The organism is Pseudomonas sp. RSB 5.4 (genome assembly GCF_037126175.1).
Classification (GTDB): domain Bacteria; phylum Pseudomonadota; class Gammaproteobacteria; order Pseudomonadales; family Pseudomonadaceae; genus Aquipseudomonas; species Aquipseudomonas fluorescens_H.
Genome location: NZ_CP146986.1, coordinates 3615410 through 3631626, shown reverse-complemented (window position 1 = coordinate 3631626; position 16217 = coordinate 3615410). Strand labels below are relative to the sequence as shown.

Annotated in this window: 17 protein-coding genes; 4 read left to right on the top strand and 13 right to left on the bottom strand. The window is 60.7% G+C overall.

Going from position 1 to position 16217, the window contains the following annotated elements; all coding sequences use genetic code 11:
* Positions 1-6: 6 nt before the first annotated feature.
* Genes V9L13_RS16370 through V9L13_RS16360 form a run of 3 tightly spaced genes read right to left on the bottom strand, consistent with a single transcriptional unit; the run spans position 7 to position 1382 of the window.
* Positions 7-180 (bottom strand): DUF3094 family protein, encoded by a 174-nt coding sequence (locus tag V9L13_RS16370; RefSeq protein WP_003228304.1) that lies wholly within the window; start codon positions 178-180, stop codon positions 7-9.
* Between the two features lie 51 nt (positions 181-231).
* Positions 232-759 (bottom strand): MOSC domain-containing protein, encoded by a 528-nt coding sequence (locus V9L13_RS16365; RefSeq protein ID WP_003228303.1) that lies wholly within the window; start codon positions 757-759, stop codon positions 232-234.
* Complete coding sequence (locus V9L13_RS16360; RefSeq protein WP_003228301.1) at positions 756-1382, bottom strand: DUF1780 domain-containing protein; 627 nt, start codon at positions 1380-1382, stop codon at positions 756-758. Before V9L13_RS16360 ends, V9L13_RS16365 begins: the two co-directional genes overlap by 4 nt.
* Before the next feature lie 118 nt (positions 1383-1500).
* Here V9L13_RS16360 and V9L13_RS16355 point away from each other — a divergent pair, with 118 nt between their 5' ends.
* Positions 1501-2190 carry an energy-coupling factor ABC transporter permease gene (locus tag V9L13_RS16355; protein ID WP_338800031.1) on the top strand — a complete coding sequence of 230 codons (690 nt, stop codon included), beginning with the start codon at positions 1501-1503 and terminating at the stop codon, positions 2188-2190.
* A 65-nt stretch (positions 2191-2255) separates the two neighbouring features.
* The gene (locus V9L13_RS16350) at positions 2256-2471 is read left to right on the top strand and encodes a hypothetical protein (protein WP_003228298.1); all 216 of its coding nucleotides are present in this window, start codon (positions 2256-2258) and stop codon (positions 2469-2471) included.
* A gap of 2 nt (positions 2472-2473) precedes the next feature.
* On the opposite strand, the gene yacG is transcribed toward V9L13_RS16350, so the two are convergent.
* Genes yacG through pilB form a run of 5 tightly spaced genes read right to left on the bottom strand, consistent with a single transcriptional unit; the run spans position 2474 to position 7082 of the window.
* Entirely contained in the window at positions 2474-2671 is a 198-nt protein-coding gene (gene yacG / locus V9L13_RS16345; RefSeq protein ID WP_003228296.1) for a DNA gyrase inhibitor YacG, read from the bottom strand.
* Positions 2668-3291, bottom strand: a complete 624-nt coding sequence (gene coaE / locus V9L13_RS16340; RefSeq protein WP_338800030.1) for a dephospho-CoA kinase — start codon at positions 3289-3291, stop codon at positions 2668-2670. The genes yacG and coaE overlap by 4 nt, the downstream gene beginning before the upstream one ends.
* A complete protein-coding gene (locus tag V9L13_RS16335) occupies positions 3288-4160 on the bottom strand; it encodes an A24 family peptidase (RefSeq protein WP_338800029.1) in 873 nt (290 codons plus the stop codon). Before V9L13_RS16335 ends, coaE begins: the two co-directional genes overlap by 4 nt.
* 1 nt (position 4161) lies before the next feature.
* Positions 4162-5379 (bottom strand): type II secretion system F family protein, encoded by a 1218-nt coding sequence (locus tag V9L13_RS16330; protein WP_338800028.1) that lies wholly within the window; start codon positions 5377-5379, stop codon positions 4162-4164.
* 2 nt (positions 5380-5381) lie between these two features.
* Complete coding sequence (pilB, locus tag V9L13_RS16325; protein ID WP_338800027.1) at positions 5382-7082, bottom strand: type IV-A pilus assembly ATPase PilB; 1701 nt, start codon at positions 7080-7082, stop codon at positions 5382-5384.
* Positions 7083-7310: 228 nt separating this feature from the next.
* Between pilB and V9L13_RS16320 the strand changes: the two genes are divergently transcribed.
* Both V9L13_RS16320 and V9L13_RS16315 read left to right on the top strand, forming a co-directional pair.
* A complete protein-coding gene (locus V9L13_RS16320; protein WP_338800026.1) occupies positions 7311-7751 on the top strand; it encodes a pilin in 441 nt (146 codons plus the stop codon).
* A gap of 298 nt (positions 7752-8049) precedes the next feature.
* Positions 8050-8406, top strand: coding sequence for a BON domain-containing protein (locus V9L13_RS16315; protein WP_025108814.1), 357 nt, complete (start codon positions 8050-8052; stop codon positions 8404-8406).
* 269 nt (positions 8407-8675) lie between these two features.
* On the opposite strand, the gene V9L13_RS16310 is transcribed toward V9L13_RS16315, so the two are convergent.
* The 5 genes from V9L13_RS16310 to acs form a co-directional block, all read right to left on the bottom strand.
* Positions 8676-8972, bottom strand: coding sequence for a DUF2845 domain-containing protein (locus V9L13_RS16310; protein ID WP_338800025.1), 297 nt, complete (start codon positions 8970-8972; stop codon positions 8676-8678).
* Entirely contained in the window at positions 8972-11929 is a 2958-nt protein-coding gene (locus V9L13_RS16305; protein ID WP_338800024.1) for a DUF748 domain-containing protein, read from the bottom strand. Before V9L13_RS16305 ends, V9L13_RS16310 begins: the two co-directional genes overlap by 1 nt.
* A gap of 218 nt (positions 11930-12147) precedes the next feature.
* The gene (locus V9L13_RS16300) at positions 12148-13164 is read right to left on the bottom strand and encodes a class I SAM-dependent methyltransferase (protein ID WP_338800023.1); all 1017 of its coding nucleotides are present in this window, start codon (positions 13162-13164) and stop codon (positions 12148-12150) included.
* 184 nt (positions 13165-13348) lie between these two features.
* Positions 13349-14221: an oxygenase MpaB family protein gene (locus V9L13_RS16295; protein WP_103484964.1), complete on the bottom strand. Its 873-nt coding sequence runs from the start codon at positions 14219-14221 to the stop codon at positions 13349-13351.
* Between the two features lie 50 nt (positions 14222-14271).
* Positions 14272-16209, bottom strand: a complete 1938-nt coding sequence (gene acs, locus V9L13_RS16290; RefSeq protein WP_338800022.1) for an acetate--CoA ligase — start codon at positions 16207-16209, stop codon at positions 14272-14274.
* Between the last annotated feature and the right edge of the window lie 8 nt (positions 16210-16217).

Below are 16217 nucleotides of genomic sequence, written 5' to 3'. Positions count from 1 at the left end.
GGCAGCTCATAGCGTCAGGTAACTGATTAATCGGCTCAGCAAGCCCAGACCAATGGTCACTGCCAGTACCAGCACCAGGAGCATCCACGGCCGGAAAGGCCGGCGCTCGACACGGTGTTGGGACAACTGCAGGTACTCTTCGACATGCTTCTGGTCTTCGGGGTTCAGGCGGCTGGTCATAAAGGCCTCGTCAGGTAGACGTTGCTGAAGGTGGGGAAGCTACAGCGGTTTTTAACCCGGGTTGAATGCAGCATAGCCACTGGCCGGAACCGGTTCGACAGAAACACCGTCGTCGAGGCGAATGATCCCGCTTTGTAACACCCGCGCGGTAATTCCGCCATGCCCGCGCACCGCTTGAAAGGTGCCGGGGCCAAGGTTGTTTTGCAGGCGCGCGCAGGGCTGACACCAGCCGGTGGTCTCGAATATTGCCTGACCGATGCGAAAGCGCCGACCCTTGAGACTAAACAGATTGATACCGCTGATGACCAGATTGCGCCGCAGGTCTTCAGGCCTCACGGGTTGATCTTCAGGCCGGCCCATTAACGCGCTGATGACCGCCAGGTGTTCGAACTGAATCAACGTCACTTGCCGCGCATTGCGCACGCCGGGGCGGGCGTGGTCACCGGTCAATCCGGCTTCGAGCCGTGCCTCGACGGCGTCGAGCTCGATCATCGGCCCGCGAGACTCGGGGCGCACGCCGATCCAGCGTACGCGGCCAGTCTGCGGGACGTCGGCAATCAACTGCTGCAGCGGCGTCACAGGCTGATCCCGACATCGAAGACGATGCTGCGACCGAGGTTGCTGCGCAGAAAGTCCGGCGCATCGGGATGGGCGAACAGCACTCGGGCGAAGGTCGGGCCGACCAGCGACAGCGAGCGCCAACCCTGACGCAGATACTCGGTCGGCGGTGGAAAATGGCTGTTGAGGTCCAGCACCTCGCGCTTGAGGCTGGCGAAGGCAATGATGTCCAGTTCACCCAGATCCATACCGCGTTCTTTGTAGTTGTGCGCTTTTTTGCGCAAGGTCGGCGCCAGTCGCAGCAAGAACTCATTGGCCGGGATCCGCCGTGGCTTGGCTTCACGGCGCACCAGTTGGCTGAGGGAAAAAGCACTGCGGCGGCGTTGCAGTTCATCGCGCCATTCGTCGTTGAGTCGGCGGCCTTCATCGAGAACGAAGAACACTTCGAAATTGGCATCGCGAAACAGCACGTCCGGCGGTTCGCCGGCAGGGGCGAACTCATCGGCGCGGTAAGGGATGTTCAAGCCTTGCAGCAGGCGCTGGCAGACCCAACGCTCACGCTCCCATTTGCGGGCATTGGACAGGAACGCGTTGGCTTGCTCGGCCGCAATGGTCAGCAGGCGTAAGTAATCTGAGTCATCCATAGGCCCAAGCTTAGCGTTCAAATGCGACAAGCAGAAAGCTTTGCATCGGCTGATGCCTGGAAGAGGGCGGTGTAGACTCCGATAAGAGAATCAAACCCATGGAGAAGGTAAGGGATTCATGATCGGTGCAGAACTGCTGTCTTCGACAAGCCTGACACTTGGCTGGCTGATTTACTTGCCGGTGCTGGCCTGGGCGATCTGTCGTGCGCCGTGGGTCGAGTTGTTCACTGACAGTCGCCGCCAGCATCTGCTGTTCGGCACGGTGTTCGCCTTGTTTTTGCTGTGGATGGTGCGCAGGGATTTCGACACCGGGGTTTCTTATCACTTTATCGGCATGACCGCCGTGACGTTGCTGCTCGACTGGCCGCTGGCGATCATCGGCGGGCTGGTGGCGCAGTTGGGGCTGGTGTTGCTCGGGCGCCAGGATCTGGCGGCGGTCGGGGTCAACGGTACATTACTGATCCTATTGCCGGTGTTGATCACCGAGTGCGTGGCGATCATCGTCGAGCGTGCCCAGCCGCGTAATCCGTTTGTGTACATCTTCTGTTCCGGGTTCTTTGCGGCGGCGTTGTCGGCGTTGCTGTGCCTGACATTGAGCCTGGGCCTGCTGTGGTACGACGGTCTGTTCGCCATGCCGGAATGGCTGGAAGACTTCATCGGCTACCTGTGGCTGCTGATTTTCCCCGAAGCCTTTATCAACGGCATGGTGATCAGCGCGCTGGTGGTGTTCAGTCCCGAGTGGCTGGAAACCTTCAACCGCACCCGCTACCTTTCGGCGCCCTGGAAGGACGACGACCCCAAGTCTTGATCCACATCAAACCCGCCACCCGCACGGCATTTCATGCTCGGCCAAATTCCTTCAGGAGCAGCGGCATGAGTGTTTACGAGTGGGCGAGGCAGGAGACACGGCAGAGTCTGGATATGGCGCTGGAGGTGGGCTTCGATCCGGGCCTGAGTTTGCGCGCCTTGCTCAGCGCGGTGGTGCAACAGAGCAAGACGGTGCGCAACGCCGAAGACCTGGCCGACGAGTTGCGCTTTCTCGCGGAAAACCTCGACGACGATCAGGACTACGGCTTCATGCGGCCCTGATCTCAGTGACGCGGGTCGAAATCGCCGGAGAACATTTCGTCTTCGGCATCCGGGGCGACCGGAATTTTGTGCTCTTCGGACGCCCAGGCGCCGAGGTCGATCAGCTTGCAGCGATCGGAGCAGAACGGGCGGAATTTGTTCTCGGGGGTGAATTCCACGGGGGCGCCGCAGGTTGGGCATTCGACGGTTGTAGGGCTCATGACTGGCCTCCGGATAAAGTCAGGTAAAAGTGATGCAGGCGCTCGACTTCGCTGTGCAGCCAGGCGAGGTCGCGGTCGTTGACCACCACATCGTCGGCACGGCTCACGCGGTCTTCGCGGCTCGACTGGGCCTTGAGGATCGCCTGGACCTGCTGTTCGCTGGTCTGATCACGCTGCAAGGTGCGTTCGATCTGCAGTTGTTGCGGGGCGTCGATCACCAGAATGCGCTGGGTCATCGCGTATTGCCCGGATTCGATCAGCAGCGGCGACACCAGAATCGCATAAGGCGATTTTGCCAGCGCCAGATGGTGAGCGATTTCCTCGGCGATCAATGGATGCAGCAGGGCTTCGAGCCAGCGGCGTTCCTCCGGCACTTCAAAGATCAGCTGGCGCAGGGCGGCGCGGTTCAGCGTGCCGTCAGCCTGCAACACATCCGCGCCGAAGTGCTCGGCAATCTTTGCCAGTGCCGGACGTCCCGGTTCGACCACCCAGCGCGCCGCATGGTCGGCGTCGACCACATGGATTCCGAGATCGATGAAGTGCTGGGCCGCGGCGCTTTTACCGCTGCCGATGCCGCCGGTCAGGCCGAGAATCCAGGGTTTTTCCACAGGGGTATTCATTTCAAACCGACAAACTGCCAATAGAAGTCGGTTATTTGACCACCCCAGAGCAAGGCAATCCAGCCGGCAATTGCCAGATACGGGCCGAAGGGGATCGGCGTCGAGGTTTTCTGCTCGCGCAGACGCAACAGAATCACCCCGACAATCGCCCCCACCAGCGATGACAGCAGGATCGTCAGCGGCAGAATCTGCCAGCCACCCCAGGCCCCGAGCAGCGCCAGCAGCTTGAAATCGCCGTGGCCGATGCCGTCCTTGCCGGTCAGCAGCTTGAACAGCCAGAACACTGACCACAGCGCCATGTAACCGGCCACCGCGCCCCATAGCGCCGCGAATAGAGAGACGAACAGCCCGAAACTGTTGACGATCAGCCCCAGCCACAACAACGGCAACACCAGCACATCGGGCAGCAGTTGATGTTCGGTGTCGATCAGGCTCATCGCCAGCAGCCCCCAGGTGAAGACGATCAACAGACCGGCCGGCCAGCCGAACCCCAGATGCCAGGCGACGAATGCCGAGAGCAGGCCGCAGGCCAGTTCGGTCAGGGGATAACGTTTGCTGATGGGGGCGGCACACGCCGAACAGCGTCCGCGCAACAGCAGGTAGCTGAGCAGTGGAATGTTCTCCCACGCCCGAATCAGGTGGCCGCAGTGCGGGCACTGGGAGTGCGGCAGCATCAGGTTGTAGGTCGGCAGCGGCGTTTCGCTCGGCAGGCCAAGGACGTCCTGCGCCTGCTGGCGCCAATCGCGCTCGAGCATTTTCGGCAGACGCCAGACCAGCACGTTGAGAAAACTGCCGACCACCAGCCCCAGCAGCAGGGCGGCGAGTACGAAGGCCAGCGGATACAGACTGAAGAGTTCGTCGATAGGCATGTCAGATCGCTGAGCCGAGTTGGAAAATCGGCAGGTACATGGCCACGACCAGCCCGCCGACGATGACCCCGAGCACCACCATGATGAACGGCTCCATCAGGCTGGTGAGGTTGTCGACCATGTTATCCACTTCGTCCTCATAAAAACCGGCGACCTTGTCGAGCATGTCATCCAGTGCGCCCGACTCCTCACCGATGGCGGTCATCTGCACCGCCATGTTGGGGAAGACCCCGGTGTTGCGCATGGAAAAATTCAGCTGCATGCCGGTGGCGACGTCCTGGCGGATACGCAGCACGGCACGTTTGAACACCACGTTGCCGGTGGCGCCGGCCACCGAATCCAGTGCTTCCACCAGCGGTACGCCAGCGGCGAAGGTGGTCGACAGGGTGCGGGCGAATCGCGCCACCGCCGATTTGTACATCAGCGTGCCCACCAGCGGCAGCTTCAGCAGCCAGGTGTCTTTGCGGTCGCGCAAGGCTTGGGATTTCTTCAGCGCATGACGGATGCCGAACACCGCCGCAATCAGGGCGCCGAGCACTATCCACCACCATTGCTGCATGAACTCCGAGATGCTGATCACCATCAGGGTAAAGGCCGGCAGTTCAGCACCGAAACCGGAGAATACCGCCTGGAATTGCGGCACCACTTTCACCAGCAAAATCCCCGTGACCACCATCGCCACCAGTACCACGGCGGCGGGATAGGTCATGGCTTTCTTGATCTTGGCCTTGAGCGCTTCGCTTTTTTCCTTATAGGTCGCGACCCGTTCCAGCAACGTATCGAGTGCACCGGATTGCTCGCCGGCATCCACCAGGTTGCAATACAACTCATCGAAATACTGCGGCTTCTTGCGCAGGGCCGCAGCGAAGCTGTTGCCGGCGGCCACCTCTTGCTTCACCTCGTCCACCAGTTTGCGCATCGCCGGGTTATCGAAGCCTTCGCCAATAATGTCGAACGACTGCAACAGCGGTACGCCGGCCTTCATCATGGTTGCCATCTGCCGCGTGAACAGGGCGATGTCCTGGGCCTTGATGCGTTTGCCGAGGCTGAGCAAGGAGGTGGACTTCTTGCGCACCTTGCCTGGATTGATTCCTTGTTTGCGCAGCTGAGCCTTGATCAGCGCGGGGTTCTGCCCGCTCAACTCGCCCGTGACCTTGCTGCCTTTGCGATCCGTGCCTTCCCAGGCGTAGATGCTGATTTTCGCTGCCTTGACCGCCATGTTCAGTCCTTGGTGACCCGGTTGATTTCTTCCAGGCTGGTGATGCCTTGCATGGCCTTGTGCAGGCCCGAGGTGCGCAGGTCGTCGAAGCCGTCGCGACGCATCTGGCTGTCGATTTCCAGCGAATTGCCTTCGGCCATGATCAGCCGTTGCAGGTCAGGGGTGTTTTTCACCACTTCGTAAATCCCCACGCGTCCCTTGTAGCCGCCGTTGCAGAGGTCGCAACCGACCGGCTCATAGATCGTGAAACTGCCGATCTGTTCCGGCGGGAAACCTTCCTTGATCAGCGTTTCGCGGGGGATCTCGATCGGTTTCTTGCAGTGGCTGCACAGCTTGCGCGCCAGACGCTGGGCGATGATCAGGCTCACCGAGGTGGCGATGTTGAACCCGGGAATGCCCATGTTGTGCAGGCGGGTCAGGGTTTCGGCGGCGCTGTTGGTGTGCAGAGTGGACAGCACCAGGTGGCCGGTCTGCGCGGCCTTGATCGCGATTTCGGCGGTTTCCAGGTCGCGGATCTCGCCGACCATGATCACGTCCGGGTCCTGCCGCAGAAACGAACGCAGGGCCTGGGCAAAATCCAGTCCTTGCTTGGGGTTGACGTTGACCTGGTTGATGCCTTCCATGTTGATTTCCACCGGGTCTTCGGCGGTCGAAATGTTGATGTCGACGGTGTTGAGAATATTCAGGCCGGTGTACAGCGATACGGTTTTCCCCGACCCGGTAGGCCCGGTCACCAGAATCATGCCCTGCGGCTGCTTCAGTGCTGCCATGTACAGGTCTTTCTGCGCCGGCTCGTAACCCAACGCATTGATGCCGATCTGCGCACTGGAGGGATCGAGAATCCGGATCACCACTTTTTCGCCCCACAGGGTCGGCAGGGTGTTGACCCGGAAGTCGATGGACTTGGTCTTCGACAGGCGCATCTTGATCCGCCCGTCCTGGGGTTTGCGTCGCTCCGAGATATCCAGGCTGGCCATGACTTTCAGGCGTGCGGCGATTCGCCCGGCCAACTGGATCGGCGGTTTGGCCACCTCGCGCAGGATGCCGTCGGTACGCACGCGCACCCGGAAGTTTTTTTCGTAGGGTTCGAAGTGCAGGTCCGACGAACCACTTTTGATCGCGTCGAGCAGCATCTTGTGCACGAAACGCACGACCGGCGCGTCATCGGCATCGAGTCCGCCGATGGCGTCCTGGCGGCTGTCGTCGACGGACTCGACATCCACGCCGTCGAGATCGACGTCGGCCATTTCTTCGAGGCCGCTGGCGTGGGTGTCGAAGAATTTCTCGATGGCCTCGGTGAGCTTGTCGTCCTCCACCAGAATGGCTTCGGTGCTCAGCCCGGTGCTGAACTGAATGTCATTGATCGCCTGATGATTGCTCGGGTCGGAAATGCCCACGAACAGTTTGTTGCCACGCCGCCACAAGGGCAGGGCGTGATGCTGGCGCACCAGTTTTTCACTGACCAGGCCTTTGGGCTGGGTTTCCTTGTCCAGGCAATTGAGGTCCATGAAGGCCATGCCGAAATGCTCGGAAGCGATCTCGGCGACCTGTGAGCTTTTCACCAGTTTGTTCTGCACCAGGTAGCTGACCAGCGACAGCCGATTGCGCTGCGCCTGTTGCCAGGCCTGCTGGGCGCTTTTTTCCGTAAGCAGTTCGGCCTGTACCAATTGCTTGGCCAGACCGCTCAGAGCGATGTCATTCATGGGGATTCCGGATGCTGACAGTTCATGACTTATAGCCTAGTCAAGTGACAGCGCCAAACACGCCCGGTACAGGTGACAAAAAGTGTCAGATAGTGCGGTTACGGGTTGTAGGAAAGCGCGACACGGCCCCTTTATGCCGAGCGCACGGGGTCTGCAAGCGGTTGGCACGGCCTATGCTGAGCCCTTTGCAGATCATGAGATTCCGACTCATGCATGGAGAGCCTGTCTATGAACAACCAAAAAGGTTTCACTCTGATCGAGCTGCTGATCGTGGTGGCGATCATCGGCATTCTGGCGACCATCGCCTTGCCGCAATACTCCAAGTATCAGGCGCGTTCGAAGGTGACGGCAGGTTTGGCCGAAATCAGCGCGCTGAAGGTGCCGTTCGAGGACACCATTAATCAAGGTACCGATCCAACCCTGTTACTTGTGGCCGGTAGTGCCACAGCGACCACCTCCAACTGCACACTGGCGGCTTCGGGAACAGCTACGACAGGGGCCGGCACCATCACCTGCACACTGGTGAACGCCCCGGGCCCGGTGCTGGGTAAAACCATCACCCTTACCCGCACGGGGGCTGCAACCGGCAACACCTCCGGCGTCTGGAGCTGTGCATCGACCGTCAACCCGGACTACGCGCCTAAAGGTTGCGCGGGTACCGGTGCCTGATCAAGTCAGCAAACGGCCTGAGATGCCCCGCCATGCGGGGCATTTTTTTGCCTTTTTGCGCTGGAAAAAGCTTCAATAATTTCAGCGTGTTAGGAACTTTCCGAAAAGCCGCAACTTGCATGTCGATAATGCATGCGTCATGCAAATTGCATGATTCCGAAAATTTGGCTAATTCATAACTAATTGATTTATAACGATTTATTGTCTTTCGAAAAGTTGGCACAGCCTTCGCAATATACCCAGTAACCCTGCTGACAAGACAACCAGCAGACTTTCCAGAAAAACAGGAGTTACTCGTATGAAGAAGTTCGCTATCACTGCCGCTGCTGCTACCGCGCTGACCCTGACCATGGCTTCCGGTGCTTTCGCACAATCCACCCAGGCTACTCAGGCTCCAATGACTCTGGCTGCTGGTGAAATGACCAAGGCTAAAGAAGCTACTTCCGATACCTGGATCACTACCAAAGTCAAAAGCGACCTGGTAACCGAAAAAGGCATTCCAGGTACCGATATCAAAGTTGAAACCAACAAAGGCGTTGTGTCCCTGTCCTCCACTGTTGCAGTGACCGAGGCTCAGAAAACCACCGCAGTGGCTATCGCCAAGAAAATCAAAGGCGTCAAAGCGGTCTCCGCTGACGGCCTGAAAGCCGAGTAAGGCATGACTTCTCGCCTGGACCGGGAGAAGGCGCGACAGACGGGCCGAGCAATACGTCTGCCGCAACTTTAGAGTTCATGCGAACGGTGACACGGACGTGACCATTACGGGCCCCGGCACTTGTGTCGGGGCCTGTTCTATTTCAGGTCAGCAAAAGCTAAATGTGGGAGCGGGCTTGCTCGCGAATGCGGTGTGTCAGCAGGCATATTCATCAGCTGACACACTGCATTCGCGAGCAAGCCCGCTCCCACAGGGATATAGATTGTGGTTCAGTTACCGCGCTTGCTGTTGATCTGCCGCAGGCGATTGCCTTCAAAGCGCAGGTACTGGTACATGCCGTTGCTCGGGCCGTAGGTCCATTCCTCGACCTGAAACTCTTCGCGGCGATTGGCGCTGCGCTTGTAACCGAGGACATCGCGGCTGACCGGTTCACCACACTTCTGCAGCACTTCGCTGACGCGGTCGCCGAGACTGACCAACTGGCTGCCACAACGCAGTGTGTCAGAGGCCAGAGCCGGGCTGGCGGCGAGCACCAGCATCAGCGCAACCAGCCATTTGTGGTTCATCACTCGGCGTCCAGGTGCATTTGCGTCACGACCCGACCATCGCTTTCGGCTTCGCCAAGGTTGGCGTCGATGAAGTACACCCGGTCATCCGCCAGTTGGCCTTTGTCGACCAGATAATCCTTGATGCTGCTGGCGCGTTCCTGACCCAATTGGCGCAGCAGCACATCGCTGGAACTCCAGAACTTGATTACGCCGTCACGCATTTTCGCCGTGCGTTCTTCCTTGCCCAGATCCTTCCATTCGGCCGGTGGCTGGGTTTTCAGTCGGGTGCGGTAGATGCCTTCGAGCAGCGGGCCTTTTTCGCTGTCCGGCACCTGCAGCAGGGAAGCCTGAGCCGGGACCTTGTCGCCACGACGCTGGAGCATTTTGTAGTAGTTGTACTGGTATTCACGTTCCAGACGCTGCTCGGCGATCAACGGACCGTCGCTGCTCTGAGCAGCGGTGCCTTCGATTTCCAGGCGCAGGGCCGGACGTTCCTTGAGGGCTTGGGACAGTTTGTCCAGCGCCGACTGGGCGTCCTTGCTCAGGTCGCTGGACCCCGGAGCAAAGGACACGGTGCCGAGGTCTTCGGAACCGCCGCCGTTGATCAGCCCGCCAATCAGCTTGAACGGTGCCGCGGCAGCTTTGACGATGAGATTACGCAGGGTCTGCCAGACAATCGGCATCACGCTGAACTGTGGGTTATTCAGATCGCCAGTCACCGGCAGCTCGATGGAAATCTTGCCATCGACGTCCTTGAGCAGTGCAATCGCCAGCTTCAGTGGCAGGCTCACGGCATCCGGGCTGTCGACTTTCTCGCCGAGTTGCAATTGCTCGACCACCACTTTGTTTTCAGCCTTCAACTGGCCCTTGGTGATCAGGTAGTGCAGGTCGAGGTTGAGCCGGCCCTTGCGGATGCGGTAACCGGCGAACTTGCCGGAGTACGGCGTCAGTGTCGTCAGCTCGACACGTTTGAAGCTGGTGGCGATGTCGAGACTAGCCATCGGGTCGAACGGGTTGACCGCACCTTTGATGGTCACCGGTGCATAGCGATCGACCTTGCCCTTGACGTCGACGCTGGCCGGTTTCGCCTGACGGCTGTCGATGGTACCGATCTGGCCGTTGAGCTGTTGCACCGCCGTAGCGAAATTCGGCGTCAGGCTGAAGTCGGCGAAATTGGCCGAGCCGTCGTTGATCGCAATCGCGCCGATGTGAATGCCCAGCGGCTTGTCCTTGCTGGCCGGTTTCGCTGCCGCAGGTTTCGCACCGCTGTTGGCGGGCTGCGGGATCAGCAGGTCGTCAATGTTGGTGGTGCGGTCATCGTTGATCATGAACCGCACATACGGCTGGAACAGGTTGACCTTGTCGATCGACAGGCTGTCACCGTGCTGATAATTCAGACCTTCGACCACCACTTGCTGCCACTTGAGGAAGTCGCGGGTTTTCAGGGTATCGAGGGTGTGCAATTGATCGATCTGCGCGCGCCCGGTCACGCTGAGTGCCAGCGGTTCGGTGCTCTTGAGGTTGACCTTGAGGTCACTGCCGAGCATGCCGCTGCGCAGCTCCAGGCGAATGAACGGATTGATGTAGGACTGCGCGACACGCAGGTCGATGTCCTGGGTTTTCACGTTGAGCTGGGCGGTGACCGGCGCGAGGTTGACCACGCCGTCGGCGTTGATCTTGCCTTGTTTGCCCAAGCCGCTGTCGAGCCTGACTTTGAAAGGCGAGCCGTTGAGGCTGTCGAAATCCTGCAGGTCGATGTTCAGCGGGGTGATGTCCAGCGCCACCGGCGGGTTGGCCGAACGGTCGGCGAGATGCACGGTGTAGTTGCGTAGCTGTACGTCTTTGAGCAGCACTTGCCAAGGCTTGCTCGGCGCGGCCGGCGCGGCCGGCGCTTTCGGCGAGTCGGCGGCGGCCGGAGTGGTCTTGGGTTCGGCGGCGGCCTTGGCGGCCGGTTTCGAAGGCTGGCTGGCGAACAGTTTCTGCCAGTCGAGCTGGCCGTCGGCTTCGAGCGCGGCCCAGGTTTCCAGTTTGTTGCTGCGGATTTTGCCGACCACCACGTGCTGTTTGGCCAGGTCGACCGAGGTCTCGCTGACATCAAGGCGTTCGAGATTCGCCAGCGGGCGGCCGTCCGGCGCCTTGATCGCGAACGGCGCAATGCTCACCGCGACGTTGTTCAACAGCAGTTCGGTTTCTTTCGACAGATTCAGTTTGTATTCGGTGCTGAGGTTGATCACGCCGTCTTCGAGCACCAAGGGCAGCGCATCGCGCACGTAGGGCCAGAAGGATTTCATCTTGCCGTCGGTGACTTTCAAAGTGCCTTCGGAGGTGAACGGGATCAGGCTGAAGTTGCCTTTCCAGTCGATCTGCCCACCGGCCGGGCCAGCGGCGACCAGGGTCATGTCGGCGTTGTCCTCGGGCAGGGTGCTGAGGTTTTTCAGTTCGAAGTCGAGTTTGTCGTAGAGGAACTCGATCGGCTCGCTCGGCCGGGCGTCCTGGAAATGCACGTTGCCCCCGGCCAGTTGAATGCGGTCGATGCGCAGCGGGAACGGCTTGGCATTCGGGTCGGCCGGGGTCGGCTCGCTGGCGGGAATTTTGAACAGGCCCAGCAGATTGAGCTGGCCGTCCTTGGCGAAGAGGACTTCGGTCTTGGGCTTGTCCAGCTCGATATCGGCCAGATGCAGCGCCTTGGTCCACAGGCTGTCGAGTTGCAGGTTGGCGTACAGCCGCTCGAAACCGACCTGTTCCTTGCCCGGCTCACCGATGACCAGTCCCCACAGGGTGACTTCAAGGCTGAACGGATTGAGTTCGATGCGCTGGATATGCGCCGGTACCGTGGCGTAGTTGGCCAACTGCTGGTTGGCGATGCGCAGGGCGATGCCCGGCAAAATCAGAAACCCCAGCAGGCTGTAGAGGGCCAGAGCAGTCAACAAGGCGCCAATCGCGCGAATCAATCCTTTGGGCATGTGCGGCTTCATCTCTGAATCGGAGTGCCTTGGAGTATGGCACGCGATTCTGGTTCCGAAGTACATCGTGGGGTGCAGGATTGTTCAGATTGTTCTGTAGGACCAAGACACTGTGGGAGCGAGCTTGCTCGCGAAAGCGGTGGATCAGTCGAGAAATATGCTGACTGACACGCCGCCTTCGCGAGCAAGCTCGCTCCCACATTGGATGGTTGCCAGTCCCGCAGGGGGGGTTACAGCTGCAGGATCAGAGTCTTCAGCGGTGGCTGTTGATCCCGCGACGGGAAGTCCGCGCCCGGGGTCATCACGCTCCATTCGCGCACCGGGCGCCCGGCCTTCTCGGCGCAGCGCAGGACCTGTTCACGCCAGTCATCCATGCTGACTTTTGCCAGGTTGTTGCAGCAGATCAGTACGCCGTTGTCGGCGGTGGTCAGCAGTGCCGGTTTGAGCAGGCTCTGATAGTCGCGCAGCAGGTCGACGGTGCCGAACGCGCTCTTGGCCCAGGCCGGTGGATCAAGCAGCACCAGATCGTATTGACGCTGGTCGAGACGCTGATAGCTCGGCAGTTTCTGCCCGCGCCGCTGGCTGATCGGCAGCCCGGCAAGTTGACGGATCGCCGGAAAGTAATCGGACTGGATAAATTGCATCTCGGGCAACTGCGGATTGAGCAGACCGTTTTCGCGGCCGACGGCCAGATTGCCTTCGGCGAAGTCGAGGTTGCACACCTCGCGCGCGCCGCCGGCAGCTGCACTGAGGCCGACGCCGCAGGTGTAGGCGAACAGGTTGAGCACACTTTTGCCTTTGGCGTGATCCTTGACCCAGCCGCGGGTGTTGCGCAGGTCGAGGAACAGCAGCGGGTCCTGCCCGGCATGGCGCCCACGCACGCGATAGTTCAGGCCCCATTCGTGCCCGACCAGATCCGCCAGGGCGGCCTCGTCGGCGCGGTAGACGCGGTCTTCGCGATCGATCCGAGAGTTGCCGCGGGAGCGGTCGTTGTAGACCAGCAGCGTTTCAAAGCCCAGGGTCTGGTTGACCATGGCGTGCAGTTGCAGCAGGTCGTCACGCTCCAGGGTCTGGTGAAAACTTTGCACCAGCAATTGCGGGCCGTAGCGGTCGACGGTCAGGCCACCGGCGCCTTCCTGGCTGCCGTGGAACAGGCGATAGCAATCGGTGCCCTGGCTGTGCAGCTCAGCGAGCAGATCCTGGCGTTGATCGAGGGCGGCGCGCAGCGCCAGATTCAAGGAAGACATGCGTGCGCCTTGCTGGTGAGAATGGGGGCGCGGGAGTTTAGCAGTTACCGAAGCCCTGAGACATTGCGCAGATCTGTGGCGAGGGAGCTTGCTCCCGCTCGAGTGCGAAGCGCTCGCAACATTCCGAGGGTCGCTGCGCAACCCAGCGGGAGCAAGCTCCCTCGCCACAGGTTCTGTGTATAGATCAGGTGAGCAGTCCCATTCGGCGTTTGGCCCGCTGTACCGAACCATTGCGCATCGCCCAGCGCAGCATCGGCGCACTGCGCTTGACGCTGGCGCGGATCAACTGGCGTTGCAGCGGGTTCTGCCGTATGCCGAACAGGTCACTGGCCCAGTCCGGCAGCAGATCGATGCCGGCCTTCATCATCAGGTCGCCAAACGGTCGGGCCAGCACGCTCGGGGCTGGCGCGTCGAGCAGCAGGCGCAGGACTTCGCGGCTGCGCTCATCACAGAGCAGTTGCGGGCGCATGCGTTGCAGATAGTCGGCCACGGCTTGCCGCGATTTCGGCACATCCCGCGCACCCAGGCGCTCGGCGACCACGGCGATTTCCGCGTAGTAGCGATCCTGATCCGCCCCCGACAATTGCGGATTGCGGTAACGCAAATGTGCCGCAAGAAAATGGCTGACCTCGGCCACATGCACCCAGGTCAACAGGTCCGGATCGCTGGCCGCATACGGCCGGCCATCCGGCGCAGTGCCGACCACTTGCAGGTGTATGGTGCGCACCTTTTCGATCAGCCATTCGGCGTCGCGGCGTGAGCCGAACGTGGTGCCGGAGACAAACTGACTGGTGCGGCGCAGACGTCCGAGCATGTCCTGACGAAAGTTCGAATGATCCCAGACCCCGGCCAGCGCCAGCGGATGCAGGGCTTGCAGCAACAAGGCGCTGATGCCGCCGATCAGCATGCTGCTGAAGTCGCCATGCACTTGCCAACTGACCGAGTCCGGCCCGAACAGCCCGGGATCGCCCTTGGGATTTTCCAGATCGAGCTGACCGAGGGACAGACCGGTCAGGCTCATGAGTTGGTTTTCGATACGGCTGCGGATGAATTCCATGACAACTCATTGGTGGTGGAGGGCGCGGTCGGTTGGCCGCGCCGGAGATGTTACTGATTCAGGCGCTTGTCGATCAGGCCCTGGACCACGCTCGGATCGGCCAGGGTCGAGGTGTCGCCGAGGCTGTCGAGTTCGTTGCAGGCGATCTTGCGCAGGATCCGCCGCATGATCTTGCCTGAGCGGGTTTTCGGCAAGGCCGGCGCCCACTGGATCAGGTCCGGTTTGGCGAAGCTGCCGATTTCCTTGCTGACGTGGGCCAGCAGTTCTTTCTTCAGCTCATCGCTCGGCTCGAAGCCGTTCATGGGCGTGACGAAGGCGTAGATGCCCTGGCCCTTGACGTCGTGCGGGTAACCGACCACGGCGGCCTCGGCGATGCTGTCGTGCAGGACCAGCGCGCTTTCCACTTCGGCGGTGCCGATGCGGTGGCCGGAGACGTTGATCACGTCATCGATGCGCCCGGTGATCCAGTAATCGCCGTCTTCGTCGCGGCGTGCGCCGTCACCGGTGAAGTAGTAGCCGGGATAGGGCTTGAAGTAGGTGTCGACCATGCGTTGCGGATCGCCGTAGACGCTGCGGATCTGCGCCGGCCAGCTGGACTTGATCGCCAGCACGCCACTGCCGGCGCCTTTGATTTCCTTGCCGTGCTCGTCGAGTAGCACCGGTTGCACGCCGAACATTGGCTGCGTGGCGCAACCCGGTTTGATCCGCTGCGCACTGACCAGCGGGCTGAGCATGATGCCGCCGGTTTCGGTCTGCCACCAGGTATCGACAATCGGGCAGCGCTGTTCGCCGACCACGTTGAAATACCATTCCCACGCTTCCGGGTTGATTGGCTCACCGACACTGCCGAGTAATCTGAGGCTTTGGCGCGACGTTTCCTGCAACGGCCCGGCACCTTCGCGCATCAACGCGCGCAGGGCGGTCGGCGCTGTGTAGAAGATGTTGACGTGGTGTTTGTCGATCACCTGCCAGAAGCGCGAAGTGCTCGGATAACTTGGCACGCCTTCGAAGATCAGCGTGGTTGCGCCGTTGGCCAGCGGGCCGTAGACGATGTAACTGTGGCCGGTCACCCAGCCGACGTCGGCGGTGCACCAGAACACTTCGCCTTCGCGGTAATCGAGCACGTACTTGAAGGTCATCGCCGCTTGCAGCAGGTAGCCGCCGGTGGTGTGCAGCACGCCCTTGGGTTTGCCGGTGCTGCCGGAGGTGTAGAGGATGAACAGCGGATCTTCGGCGTCCATCGGTTCTGGCGGGCAATCGTCGCTGACGTCACGCACGGCCTGGTGATACCAGAGATCACGGCCCTCGACCCAATCGACTTTGCCTTGGGTGCGCTCGACTACGACGACGGTGCTGACGTCCGGGCAGCTTTGCAGGGCCTTGTCGACGTTGTGCTTGAGCGGCACGAACTTGCCGCCGCGTACGCCTTCATCGGCGGTGATCACGGTGCGGCAGTCGGCGTCGAGGATGCGGTCACGCAATGAGTCCGGGGAGAAGCCGCCGAACACCACCGAATGAATCGCGCCGATCCGCGCGCAGGCGAGCATGGCGTAGGCCGCCTCGGGGATCATCGGCATGTAGATGCACACCCGATCACCTTTTTTCACCCCACGGCTTTTCAGCACATTGGCCAGGCGGCAGACGTGATGGTGGAGTTTTTTGTAGGTGATCTGCGCCGATTCGGCCGGGTCGTCGCCTTCCCAGAGAATCGCGGTCTGCTCGCCGCGCTGGGCGAGGTGACGGTCGATGCAGTTGTAGCTGACGTTCAGTTGGCCGCCGGCAAACCAGGACGCTTCACCGGTTTTCAGGTCGTAGCGCTGCACGGTCTGCCACGGTGTGCTCCAGTCGAGGAAGCGGGCGGCCTGTTCGGCCCAGAAGGCGCTGGGATGTTCAATGGATTCGCGGTACAGACGCTTATAGTCGTCCTGACTCAACTGCGCAGCCCGGCGGACGGCATCGGCTTTGGGGAACGTGCTGATATCGAACATGACGGTTC